The sequence below is a fragment of the Arthrobacter sp. NPDC089319 genome (genome assembly GCF_040684925.1).
Taxonomy (GTDB): domain Bacteria; phylum Actinomycetota; class Actinomycetes; order Actinomycetales; family Micrococcaceae; genus Crystallibacter.
Genome location: NZ_JBFBGZ010000013.1, coordinates 39,581 through 50,989, shown reverse-complemented (window position 1 = coordinate 50,989; position 11,409 = coordinate 39,581). Strand labels below are relative to the sequence as shown.

Genomic DNA, 11,409 nt, shown 5'->3' with positions numbered 1-11,409 from the left:
TGTGCCGTGGTGGGGTGCGGTCTCTCGGCCCTCCTTCCCCTCCACAAGCGCGCTTTGTCCCTTGGCAGAGCCGGGGAACTGTGCCACGTTGGAAGTGGAAACGGAAACAATCTCTGGTGAAGGGACGTGGTCCGGATGCCGAAGACGACCAAGAGCGGGAAGCCGAAGCAGAGCGAGCTGCCGAGCACGCTGCAGCGTTCGGGTAAGAAGGCGCAGGAGACGTTCGCGGAGGCCCATGATTCGGCCGCCGAAACGTACGGCGACGAGGAACGCGCGCACCGCGTGGCCTACAGCGCGCTCAAGCACTCGCACGAAAAAGTCGGCGACCATTGGGAGCCGAAGGATGAATACGGCCCCTCGGACCAGCAGGCCAAGGGCGGCAAGGGCACCTCGCGGGAGACCAAGGGCGGCGTGGATGCGAACGCCTCCAAGGAGCACCTCTACGACCTGGCGAAGAAGCTTGACGTTCCCGGCCGGTCCAAGATGGACAAGTCCGAGCTGGTCGAGGCGCTGCGCAAGGCCAACGACCGGGAGACTCGGAAGTCCCGGTAGGCGGCTGCGCCGTGCCTAGGAGTCGTCGGGGACAGGCCCGATTAGGCTAGGCGCATGGACCTGGAGAGCGCGGCGCGGGAGTTGTATGCGCTGTTGCCCGGCGACTTCACCGCCGCCCGGAATGCGAAGGCCAAGGAAGCCGCTCAGGACGGAGACAAGGCCTTGGCCGCCCGGCTGCGCAGCCTGCCGAAACCGACGGCGGCGGCATGGCTGCTCAACATGATGGCACGCCACCGCCACGACGAGATTGACGGGGTCATCGAGTTGGGCGCGGCGATGAGCCAGGCGCAGCAGGAACTGGATCCGGATCAGATGCGGACACTGGGCGATCAGCGCCGCGGGCTGCTGTCCGCCATGGCGTTGAGCGGCCGGCAGTTGGCCGACGAACTGGGTCATCCGGTCAGCTCGGCCGTCGTCACCGAAGTGGAGCAGACACTGCGTGCCGCAATGTCCGACCCTGCGGCGGGAGCTGCGCTGGCCAGCGGACTGCTCACCGAGTCGTTCTCCTCGACCGGTTTGGACCCGGTGGACCTGGACGGCATCGTGGCCGTGCCGGAAGCCGTCGGATCGCCGGCGCCGGCGTCCGCTGCCCCGACCCGCCGCAGCCCCAAGGCTCCGGGGCGGGACGAGCTCGCCGAACGCCGGACTGCCAGGGCCGACCGGGCCGCCAAACAGGAAGCCGAGGAGGCGGAGCGGCGGCGCCGGCTGGCCCGGGCCGAGGTGGAGAAAGCCGAGCAGCGCAAAGAGGACGCCGAAGCGAAGGAACAGAAGGTCCTGGACAAGCTGGACCAACTGCAGAACCGCCGCGATGCCCTCGCCGGCGAACTCACCGAACTGAAACAGCGCATCGAAGAGCTGAAGCGCGAGGTCGCCGCCACCGACCGAAAGATCGAAGCGGCCGAAGAAGATCTGGTGTCTGCGGCCAGAACCGCCGACCGGACGCGGAAAGCTGCCGCCGCCGCACAACGGGAGCTGGAAGAGCAGGCGTAGCCCACCCGTCACCGCCCGCCGGCGCTGCCGGCTGCCGGTTGCCCGTGCGGGGCCATGTACCCTAGGTCTCAAGTCCAGTCAGCTGCCGCGCGCCGGCCAGAACCTCATCAGGGGGCACCATGTGGAGTATTGATGCGGCCAGGTCCGCGCTGCTGGTGATCGATATGCAGAACGATTTTGTGTTGGAGGGCGCGCCGATGGAGGTGCCGATGGCACGCAGGCGGCTGCCCGAGATGGTGACCGCCGTCGCCGCCTGCCGGCAGGCCGGCATCCCGGTGATCTACACCCGGCACGTGCTGCTGGACTCGTTCGATGTGTCGCCGCTGGAGACCACCTACAACCAGCGGCTGCAGACGGTGGGCATGCGCCGCGGAACCACCGGCGTGGAAGTGGTCGAGGAACTGAAGCCCGAAGCCGAGGACTACGTACTGGACAAGCACCGCTACGACGCGTTCCACAACACCCCGCTCAAGAGCGTGCTGGCCACCATCCGCGGGCTCAACACCGTGGATACGGTGATCATCGCCGGCACACTGACCGAAGTCTGCTGCGAGTCCACCGCCCGAAGCGCCTACATGAATGACTACAAAGTAGCGTTCCTGTCGGACGCCACCGGCGGCCGGTCCGAGGCAGCCCAAGCCGCCACGCTGGACGCCGTCGGCACGTTCTTCGGCCGGGTGCTGAGCACGGCGGACATGGAACGGGAAATCGGCACCACGGCGTAGCCCGCCGTCACCGGTCAGGCGAAGCGGCGTTCCCGCTGCCGGCGGTATTCGTGCCAGGTCAGCACCACCACCAGTGCGTCGAAGACGGTCAGCGCAACCAGGCCCGGCGTGGGCGAGACCGCGAACTGGTACAACTGGTACGCGATGAACGCCACCAGGACCGCGATCATCCACGGATACGCCCAGAGCTTGTTCATCAACACGGCCGTCACCAGCACAACCTTCACCGCCCCGTGCACCAGCAGGTAGACGGCCGCATACGCCACGGCGCTGCCGGTCAAGCTGCCCGATGCGTGCAGCAGATGCGAGGCGATGAAGTCTTGCGGGTCTTCAGCGAGTTCGGGCTGGGTCAGCCGCAGGACAAGGCCGTGGATCTGCGCTGGATCGGCCACCAGCAGCAGCAAGCCGCCGATGATTTCGATTGCTCCGTCCAGTCCCTTGAGGATCACTCCGGCGATGAACAGCCAATCCCACCAGTCCTTGGACTCGCCCCTCCACAGGCCCACGTTCCGAATGTACAGCTTTCATGCGTAGTGCAGAATGTTTCCATGAGTGAGCTTTTGGAGCATCTGGCTGCCAACGTCCGCCGGTTGCGCGATGTCCATGGGATGTCGCTGTCCCAGCTGGGCGAAAAGTCAGGCGTGGCCAAGGGGACCCTGTTCAAAGTGGAACGGGCCCAAACGAACGCAAACATCGAGACGCTGCAGGCAATCGCGCAGACGTTCGACATCCACGTCACCGAACTGCTGTCGCCGCCGCAGGCCCCCGCCGTCGAGATCATGCTGGACGGCGAAGGCGAGGAAATCACCGATGAAGCCGCCGTCGGCCATGTGCTGCGACGGCAACTGGTCGGTGCCGGAACTGTGGAAATCCATGCCAAGACGTTCCACCACGGGAAGGTACAGCTCTCCGTCTCCCACGGTCCGGGCACGCGCGAACATGTATTCATCCGGACCGGTTCCATCCGGTTGGGACCGCTCGGGCAGGAGGTCCTGGTCCACGCCGGCACCTACGTCACCTACCTCGCCGACCAGTCGCACCGCTGGCAGGCCGAGGGCGGCGACTGCACCCTGTGGATCGTGCACACCTTCCCGCGAACCACGGCGCTGAAAGAAGTTCCGGCACCCGAAAACGGCTGAGCCGGCTAGCGGAGCGCCTCGAACAGCGGCCGGCTAGCCCGGTTGTTCAGCGGGCGCCACATTCACCGAAGAAGGTCCAGCATCCCTCTCCGCGGAACGGGGATACCAGCCCCGCCGGACACCGAACGGTCGACGGCGCCTCCGCATCGTGACGCGAATGTGATCCAGACCATTTGACCTGCGGTGATGTGCACCATATCTTGGTGTGGTCAGTGTTCATTCAGTAATGTTGGTTGTTCATTCGGCGGTTACGCCGGGTTCGTGTTCCGGCGCCCACCCCGTTCACATTCTTGTGCGTCAAAGGAGACACGTATGTCCAAAACGATCGTCGGCGGCATGGACCGCCGCCAGCTGCTCAAGGTCCTCGGCCTGAGCGCTGCCGCGATCGGCGGCGCTTCCACGCTCACCGCCTGCGGTGGCCTGAAGGGTTCAGCCGGCAGCACCAGCGATGTACTCAAGATCGGCTTTGTGAGCCCGCAGACCGGGCCGCTGGCCAGCTTCGCCAGCGCGGACAACTACGTGGTCAAGCAGGTCCAGCAGGCGCTGGCGAAGGGATTCTCCGCCGGCGGCTCCACCCGGCAGATCGAAATCATCGTCAAGGACACCCAGTCCAACTCCACCCGCGCCACCGCCGTGACCAAGGAACTGATCACCCAGGACCAGGTGGACATCGTGGTCGGTTCCGGCACCCCGGACACCACCAACCCGGTGGCCGACCAGTGTGAAGCGTCAGGCGTCCCGAACATCACCACCATTGCGCCATGGGAGGCTTGGTTCCACGGCCGTAGCGGCGTCGCCGGCGAGGGCTTCAAGTACACCACCCTGTTCTTCTTCGGCATGCAGGAATTCGCTGACTGCTTCACCCCGATGTGGAAGCGCATGGACGTGGCGAACCAGAATGTTGCGGCGCTGTGGCCGGACGACACGGACGCCAATGCCTTCCGCAAGGGCCTCACCCCGCTGGCCGAAGCGCAGGGCTTCAAGATGATCGACGGCGGTGCCTTCCAGAACGGCGCCAGCGATTACAGCTCTCAGATTGCCAAGTTCAAGGGCGAAAACGCCGAGCTGTTCACCTGCACCCCGATCCCGCCGGACTTCCAGACCTTCTGGAAGCAGGCCGCGCAGCAGGACTACCGGCCGAAGCTGGCCACGGTGGCCAAGGTGATGCTGTTTCCGTCCGAGGCCGAGGCGCTGGGCAAGCTGTCCAACAACATCGCCACTGACATCTGGTGGAGCCCGTACCACCCCTACCAGTCCTCGCTGGACGGCACCACCGCGCAGCAGCTGGCCGACGGCTTCGCCGAAGAGACCGGCAACCAGTGGACCCAGGCCCTGGGCTCGGTCTACTCGCTGTTCGAACTGGCGGTTGAAGGTTTCAAACAGGCCAGCGACCCCAAGGACCGCGACGACGTGGCCGACAAGCTGCGCAACATGAACACCGTGGGCATGTCCGGTCCGCTGGACTTCACCAAGGGACCGGAGCCGGGCATTGCAGTCCAGCACCCGGTGGGCGGCCAGTGGCGCAAGGGCACCAAGTTCGACTGGGACATCACCATTGTGGACAACACGCCCAACCCGGACGTCCCGGTCGGCGGCGATCTCGAGGCGACCAACGCGTGAGTCCTTTGCTCCAACTGTCCGGACTGGACAAGCGCTTCGGCCAGGTAGTGGTGGCCGAAGCGCTTGACCTCACCGTCGCCGAAGGCGAGGCCGTCGGCATCGTCGGGCCCAACGGCGCCGGGAAGTCATCGCTGTTCGCGATGGTTTCCGGCGACCTGAAGCCCGACGCCGGCCGGGTCGCCTTCGACGGCGAGGATGTCACCTCCCGCCCGGCGCACCAGCGCTGCCGGGCGGGCATCGGCCGCACCTACCAGGTGCCGCGGCCCTTCGAGGGGATGTCCGTCTTCGAGAACGTGCTCGTCTCCGCCGCCCAGGGCGCCGGGCTGCACGGGCGCACCGCGCAGCAGCAGGCCGCCGAAGTGCTGGCCGAATGCGGCCTGGCCGGCGCGGCGAACCAGCGCGCCGGCTCCTTGTCGCTGCTGCAGCGCAAGCGGCTGGAGGTGGCCCGCGGCCTCGCCACCGGCCCCAAGCTGCTGCTGCTGGACGAAGTCGCCGGCGGGCTGACCGAGCCCGAAGTGCTCGAACTGGTCGAACTGATCGGCCGGGTCAAGGCCCGCGGCGTCGCCGTGGTCTGGATCGAACACGTGGTCCACGCCCTGGTGAAATCCGTGGACCGGCTGCTTTGCCTGGCCGGCGGCCGTTTCATTGCCGACGGCGATCCCGCCACTGTGCTGGCCGATCCGCAGGTGCTGGAACTGTACTTCGGTTCCGGCCCCGAGGCCGTCACCATCCCGGACGAGGATGCGGCCGGCAGCCCAGCGGAAGGCGGAGCGCCGGCGTCGCAATCCCTGCCTGCCGCACCCGGAGAGGAGGCGGCGCGATGACGCTGCTGGAAGTTGAGAACCTGGACGTCCATCACGGCCAGCTGCATGCCGTGCGCGGTTTCAGCCTGTCGGTGGAACCCGGTGCCACGGTCGCGGTGATCGGCGCCAACGGTGCCGGCAAGTCCACCCTGATGCGCGCCATCGCCGGCTCGCACCTGCCCACCGCCGGCACCATCCGGCTGGACGGCAAGGACATTACCGGGCTTCCCGCGCACCGCCGCGTGGCTCAGGGCATTTCACTGGTGCCCGAGGGCCGCCGGCTGTTCAAGTCGCTGAGCGTGCAGGAAAACCTGGAAACCGGCGCCTACCGCGCGGCCACCGGGCCGTGGAACGTGGACGCGGTGATGGAACTGTTCGCGTGGATGCGCGAACGCGCCCGGCAGAACGCCGCCTCGCTCTCCGGCGGCCAGCAACAGGCCGTCGCGATCGGCCGGGCCCTGGTCGCCAACCCTAAGGTCCTGCTGATCGACGAGCTCTCCCTCGGCCTGGCCCCGGCCGTGGTCAAGCAGATGTACGCGCTGCTGCCGCGCATCGTCGAACGCGGCACCGCCGTGCTGCTGGTCGAACAAGACGTCTCCCAGGCCCTGGCCGCCGCCGACCTGGTGCATTGCCTGCTCGAAGGCCGCACCGTGCTCACCGGCAACCCGCACGATCTCACCCCCGCCCAGGTGGAACAGGCCTACTTCGGTTTGGCCCACGCCGGCGGCCCGGAAGGACACTGACTACCCCATGGATCTGCTCAATACCCTGGTGCAGGGGCTGATGCTCGGCGGCCTCTACGCCCTGTTCGCCGCCGGCCTGTCCATCATGTTCGGCGTGATGCGCATGGTGAACCTGGCCCACGGCGACCTGGCCGTGATCGCCGGCTATCTGGTCCTGGTGCTGCTCGGCGGCACCATGTTCCCGCTCTGGCTGGTCGTGCTGGTCACCCTGCCACTCTTCGCCGTGATCGGCTACGGCATCCACCGCAGCCTGTTCAGCCGCAGCCTCAAGGCCGGCCCGCTCTCCGCCCTGCTGGTGACGTTCGGCCTGTCGATCGTGATCCAGAACGGGTTGCTGGAAGGCTTCTCCGCCGACACCCGCACCATCGACATGGGCGCCCTGAACACCGGAGCCTTCCACCTCAACAACCAGCTCTCCATCTCCTATCTGGGCCTGCTCACGCTGGTCCTGGCCGTCGTGGTGATCGTGGGCGTGCAACTTTTCCTCTCCCGCACCAGGACGGGAAAGATGATGCGCGCGGTCTCCGACGACGCCGACACCGCCTCGCTGGTGGGCGCCAACTCCAAACACCTGTATGCGATCGCCACCGCCATCGCGTTCGGCACGGTGGCGCTGGCCGGCATCATGTCCGGTGCGCGGTCCTCCTTCGATCCGTCGATCGGACCCACCCAGCTGATCTTCGCGTTCGAGGCAGTGGTCATCGGCGGCCTCGGCTCGCTCTGGGGAACCCTGGCCGGCGGCGTCGTCCTCGGCCTGACCCAGGCCTTCGCCGCGCACCTGGACCCGTCCTTCACCATCCTGGCCGGACATCTGGTCTTCCTGGCCGTGCTCGCCTTCCGCCCGCAGGGCCTGATCCCGCAAAGGACGGTGTGACCATGGCACACACCCCGCAACCCACCAAACAAAGCACGACGCCGGCCCCGGCCGCCGCCACTGGATCCCCTTCTTTCGCAGGCGCCCTGGTCACCCGCGCCGGACGCGCCTCCAAGGCCAGCGCCGGCCTGCTGGCCCTGGCCGTCATCGTGCTCGCGGCGCTGCCCTACATCGCGTTCGCCGGCACCACCAGCTCCATGGTCACCTTCTTCGTGCTGCTGATCATGGCCAGCATGTGGAACCTGCTCGCCGGCTTCGGCGGCATGGTCTCCGTGGGCCAGCAGGCCTTCGTCGGCGTCGGTGCCTACACCGTGCTGGCCTTCGCCAACTTGGGCATGAATCCGTTCGTCGCGCTGCCGCTGGCGGCCCTGACGTGCGCGGTGTTCGCCATTCCCACCTCCTGGCTGGCCTTCCGCCTGCGCGGCGACTACTTCGCCGTCGGCACCTGGGTCATCGCCGAGGTCTACCGGCTGATCATCATCCGCTTCGACAGCCTGGGCGGGCCAAGCGGCATGTCCCTGCCCGGCCTGACCGGGATGGACCCGGTGCTGCGCGGCGCGCTGACGTACTGGGCCGCGCTGGCCCTGGCCGCCCTGACCATCCTGGGCTGCTACCTGCTGATGCGCGGCCGCACCGGCCTGGCACTGACCGCCGTGCGCGACGACGAAACCGCCGCCCGCGCCAACGGCGTGGACGTCACCTGGTCCAAACGCCTGGTATATCTGGTCTCCGCCGCCGGCTGCGGCGCCGCCGGCGGCATCCTGATCATCGACTCGCTCAGCGTCCAGCCCAACGCCATCTTCTCCGTCCAATGGTCTGCCTACATGATCTTCATCGTCATCATCGGCGGCATCGGCTACCTCGAAGGCCCCTTGCTCGGAGCCATCGTCTTCTACGCCCTGCAGCAGCTGCTCGCCGGCTACGGCTCCTGGTACATGATCATCCTCGGCGCCATCGGCATCGCCGGAGCCATCTGGCTCCCCCGCGGCCTCTGGGGCACCATCACCAACAAAACCGGCATCCAGCTCTTCCCCGTCGGCTACCGCCTCAACCAACCATGGACCACGCAGCCAACCCTGCGGTAAACAGGGAACGCGTCCAGCGGACACTGCCGGCACTTGGGACGCCACCCGCGGTGACGCCACGCCGGAGGGCTTGCGCCGCCGTCGTCCGTTGGACTACTGATTGACATATCAACAAACTTCCGCAGGGCTAGGAGCAGGACATGAAGATCAATGCGCTGGTAGTCGAGGAGAAGAACGCCTCGTTCGTGCCCGAGCAGCTGGAGCTGGACGCGCCCGGGCCGGGCGAGGTGCTGGTGAAGGTTGCCGCCGTCGGGCTGTGCCACACGGACCTGATCACCCAGGCCGGCGATATGCCGCTGCCGCTGCCCGGCGTGCTGGGCCATGAAGGCTCCGGCGTGGTGGAGGCCATCGGCGCCGGCGTGACCAACGTTGCCGTAGGCGACCACGTGATCATGGGCTGGCCGTACTGTGGCGAGTGCAAGAACTGCCTGCGCGGCGAACACCGATACTGCCTGCGGCTGGGCGAGGCGCTGGTCAGCGGCACCCGGTTCAAGGGTCCGGATGCGGGGGCGTCCGCCTACACCCGGGCCGACGGCAGCAAGATGTCCGGCCACTTCTTCGGGCAGTCCTCCTTCGCGGACTATTCGCTGGCGCTGGCCACGTCGCTGGTAAAGGTGGATCAGGACATTCCGCTGGAGCTGGTGGGACCGCTGGCCTGCGGCATCACCACCGGGGCGGGCGCGGTCTTCAACACGGCCAAGCCGGAGCCAGGCCAGTCGCTGGTGGTCTACGGTGCCGGCGCGGTGGGCCTGGCCGCCATCATGGCCGCGAAGAACACGCCGGCGGCCACCATCATCGCCATCGACCTGCACGATTCGCGGCTGGAACTGGCCCGCGAACTCGGCGCCACGCACACCATCAACTCCCGCCAGACCAATGCACTGGAAGAGATCCAGCGCATTTGCGGCGGCCCCGCCGACTACGTGCTGGAGTGCACCGGCAACATCAAGGTGCTGGAGGAAGCCGCAGAGGCGGTGGGCATGCTCGGAACGCTGATCCTGATCGGCGGTGCGCCCGCCGAGGCGCGGTTCTCGGTGGACCACCTACGCACGCTCTGGGGCAAGCGCATCATCGGCACACTGGGCGGCTCCAGCACTTCCGCGCAGCTGATCCCCGGTCTGATCGCACTGTACAAGGCCGGCCGGTTCCCGTTCGACAAGCTGGTGAAGTACTACGACTTCGACCAGATCGACACGGCCGTGGCCGACTCCACCTCCGGCAGCACCATCAAGGCCGTGCTGAAGAACGCCGGCTAATACCCAGACCCCGGGCCGCTTCGTTGCGGCCGGAACATAACTACCCATGATTGAAAGGACGGGACATGTCCCTGCTTGATGCCTCCCTGTGGGAGGGCAAGATCTACCTCAACGGCTGGCGCGACGGCGGTGCCGGCACCGCTGCATCCGTGGAACCTGCCACCGGCGACACCCTGGGCACCTACGGCGTGGCCTCGGTCGAGGACGTGCACGAGGCAGCGGCCGTTGCCGCCGCCGCGCAGAAGGAATGGGCCGCCCGCAAACCCGAAGAACGCGCCGCGGTGCTGCGCCGCGCCGGCATGCTCTGGGAAGAACACGCGGAGGAAATCCAGTCCTGGATCGTCCGCGAATCCGGCGGCATCGGCCCCAAGGCCGGACTGGAAACCCACATCGCTGCCAACGAATGCTACGAAGCCGCCGCGCTGCCCTCGCTGCCGGCCGGCGACGTGCTGACCTCCAACGAGGACCGCTGGTCGTTCGCCCGCCGCCGCCCGGTCGGCGTCGTGTCCGTGATTGCGCCGTTCAACTTCCCGCTGATCCTCTCCATCCGCGCCGTCGCCCCGGCGCTGGCACTGGGCAACGCGGTGCTGCTCAAGCCCGACCCCCGCACCGCCGTCTGCGGCGGCGTTACCCTGATGCGCATCTTCGAAGAAGCCGGCCTGCCCGCCGGACTGCTCTCCCTGCTGCCCGGCGGCGCGGACATCGGCGCCGCCGTGGTCGAGGCCCCCGAGGTCCGGGTCATCTCCTTCACCGGCTCCACCGCCGCCGGCCGGAAGATCGGCGAATCCGCCGCCCGCCACCTCAAGCGCGCGCACCTGGAACTGGGCGGAAACAACGCCATGATCGTGCTGCCCGGCGCCGACCTGGCCAAGGCCGCCTCCGCCGCCGCGTTCGGCTCGTTCATGCACCAGGGCCAGATCTGCATGACCACCGGCCGGCACATCGTCCACGAAGACATCTACGAGGACTACGTCGCCGCCCTCGCCGAGAAGGCCAAGAACCTGCCCGTCGGCGACCCGAAGACCGGCACCGTGGCGCTCGGACCGATCATCGACGAGAACCAGCTCAAGCGCATCGACTCGATCGTGCAGGACGCGGTCGCCACCGGTGCCCGGCTGGCTGCCGGCGGCACGAACGAGGGCCCGTTCTACTCCCCCACCGTGCTCGCCGACCTCGACCCGGAGAACACCGCGTGGAAGGACGAGATCTTCGGCCCGGTCGCCCCGGTGATCAAGTTCTCCACCATCGACGAAGCAGTCGACCTGGCCAACGCCAACGAGTACGGACTCTCCCTGTCCATCCTCGGCGACGTGGGACTGGCCATGCAGGTGGCCGACAAGGTGGACTCCGGCAAGGTCCACATCAACGAACAAACCGTCTCCGACGAAGCCAACTCCCCGTTCGGCGGCACCAAGAACTCCGGCAACGGCTCCCGGATCGGCGGCCACCAGGCCAACATGGAATCCTTCACCGAAACCCAGTGGCTCACCGTCCGCCCGGACATCGCGCAGTACCCGTTCTAAGCAACACTGCTTATAACGACGACGGTGCGGCCGGCTGACGGCGGCGTCGCGCGACTCACTCAGCCGACGGCACCCGCGTTCCCACTGCCGGAACCCGGG

At 67.4% G+C, this 11,409-nt stretch carries 12 protein-coding genes; 11 read left to right on the top strand and 1 reads right to left on the bottom strand.

The features are described from left to right. Window positions 1–135: 135 nt before the first annotated feature. From AB0N75_RS16455 to AB0N75_RS16445, 3 genes are all read left to right on the top strand, one after another. Complete coding sequence (locus AB0N75_RS16455; protein WP_364652023.1) at window positions 136–552, top strand: ChaB family protein; 417 nt, start codon at window positions 136–138, stop codon at window positions 550–552. Between the two features lie 54 nt (window positions 553–606). After that, window positions 607–1,542, top strand: coding sequence for a hypothetical protein (locus tag AB0N75_RS16450; RefSeq protein ID WP_364652022.1), 936 nt, complete (start codon window positions 607–609; stop codon window positions 1,540–1,542). Between the two features lie 119 nt (window positions 1,543–1,661). After that, on the top strand, window positions 1,662–2,267 hold the full coding sequence (locus AB0N75_RS16445; RefSeq protein ID WP_364652021.1) for an isochorismatase family cysteine hydrolase: 606 nt from the start codon (window positions 1,662–1,664) through the stop codon (window positions 2,265–2,267). A 14-nt stretch (window positions 2,268–2,281) separates the two neighbouring features. Here the strand turns inward: AB0N75_RS16445 and AB0N75_RS16440 are convergent, their stop codons facing one another. Beyond that, window positions 2,282–2,773: a DUF2127 domain-containing protein gene (locus AB0N75_RS16440; RefSeq protein ID WP_364652020.1), complete on the bottom strand. Its 492-nt coding sequence runs from the start codon at window positions 2,771–2,773 to the stop codon at window positions 2,282–2,284. A 42-nt stretch (window positions 2,774–2,815) separates the two neighbouring features. Between AB0N75_RS16440 and AB0N75_RS16435 the strand changes: the two genes are divergently transcribed. From AB0N75_RS16435 to AB0N75_RS16400, 8 genes are all read left to right on the top strand, one after another. Then, window positions 2,816–3,406, top strand: coding sequence for a helix-turn-helix transcriptional regulator (locus AB0N75_RS16435; protein ID WP_364652019.1), 591 nt, complete (start codon window positions 2,816–2,818; stop codon window positions 3,404–3,406). Between the two features lie 312 nt (window positions 3,407–3,718). Continuing rightward, entirely contained in the window at window positions 3,719–5,026 is a 1,308-nt protein-coding gene (locus AB0N75_RS16430) for an ABC transporter substrate-binding protein (protein WP_364652018.1), read from the top strand. After that, on the top strand, window positions 5,023–5,850 hold the full coding sequence (locus AB0N75_RS16425) for an ABC transporter ATP-binding protein (protein ID WP_364652017.1): 828 nt from the start codon (window positions 5,023–5,025) through the stop codon (window positions 5,848–5,850). The genes AB0N75_RS16430 and AB0N75_RS16425 overlap by 4 nt, the downstream gene beginning before the upstream one ends. Then, entirely contained in the window at window positions 5,847–6,572 is a 726-nt protein-coding gene (locus tag AB0N75_RS16420) for an ABC transporter ATP-binding protein (RefSeq protein WP_364652016.1), read from the top strand. The genes AB0N75_RS16425 and AB0N75_RS16420 overlap by 4 nt, the downstream gene beginning before the upstream one ends. Window positions 6,573–6,579: 7 nt before the next feature. Then, a complete protein-coding gene (locus tag AB0N75_RS16415) occupies window positions 6,580–7,446 on the top strand; it encodes a branched-chain amino acid ABC transporter permease (protein ID WP_364652015.1) in 867 nt (288 codons plus the stop codon). A gap of 2 nt (window positions 7,447–7,448) precedes the next feature. Further along, the gene (locus tag AB0N75_RS16410; protein ID WP_364652014.1) at window positions 7,449–8,531 is read left to right on the top strand and encodes a branched-chain amino acid ABC transporter permease; all 1,083 of its coding nucleotides are present in this window, start codon (window positions 7,449–7,451) and stop codon (window positions 8,529–8,531) included. Between the two features lie 140 nt (window positions 8,532–8,671). Next, on the top strand, window positions 8,672–9,787 hold the full coding sequence (locus AB0N75_RS16405) for an NAD(P)-dependent alcohol dehydrogenase (RefSeq protein ID WP_364652013.1): 1,116 nt from the start codon (window positions 8,672–8,674) through the stop codon (window positions 9,785–9,787). A 65-nt stretch (window positions 9,788–9,852) separates the two neighbouring features. Further along, window positions 9,853–11,310 carry a benzaldehyde dehydrogenase gene (locus AB0N75_RS16400; RefSeq protein WP_364652012.1) on the top strand — a complete coding sequence of 486 codons (1,458 nt, stop codon included), beginning with the start codon at window positions 9,853–9,855 and terminating at the stop codon, window positions 11,308–11,310. Window positions 11,311–11,409 lie beyond the last annotated feature (99 nt).

Coding starts and splice junctions, on each gene's coding strand:
- AB0N75_RS16455 (WP_364652023.1), top strand. CDS start 136: ATGCCGAAGACGACCAAGAGCGGGAAGCCGAAGCAGAGCGAGCTGCCG.
- AB0N75_RS16450 (WP_364652022.1), top strand. CDS start 607: ATGGACCTGGAGAGCGCGGCGCGGGAGTTGTATGCGCTGTTGCCCGGC.
- AB0N75_RS16445 (WP_364652021.1), top strand. CDS start 1,662: ATGTGGAGTATTGATGCGGCCAGGTCCGCGCTGCTGGTGATCGATATG.
- AB0N75_RS16435 (WP_364652019.1), top strand. CDS start 2,816: ATGAGTGAGCTTTTGGAGCATCTGGCTGCCAACGTCCGCCGGTTGCGC.
- AB0N75_RS16430 (WP_364652018.1), top strand. CDS start 3,719: ATGTCCAAAACGATCGTCGGCGGCATGGACCGCCGCCAGCTGCTCAAG.
- AB0N75_RS16420 (WP_364652016.1), top strand. CDS start 5,847: ATGACGCTGCTGGAAGTTGAGAACCTGGACGTCCATCACGGCCAGCTG.
- AB0N75_RS16415 (WP_364652015.1), top strand. CDS start 6,580: ATGGATCTGCTCAATACCCTGGTGCAGGGGCTGATGCTCGGCGGCCTC.
- AB0N75_RS16410 (WP_364652014.1), top strand. CDS start 7,449: ATGGCACACACCCCGCAACCCACCAAACAAAGCACGACGCCGGCCCCG.
- AB0N75_RS16405 (WP_364652013.1), top strand. CDS start 8,672: ATGAAGATCAATGCGCTGGTAGTCGAGGAGAAGAACGCCTCGTTCGTG.
- AB0N75_RS16400 (WP_364652012.1), top strand. CDS start 9,853: ATGTCCCTGCTTGATGCCTCCCTGTGGGAGGGCAAGATCTACCTCAAC.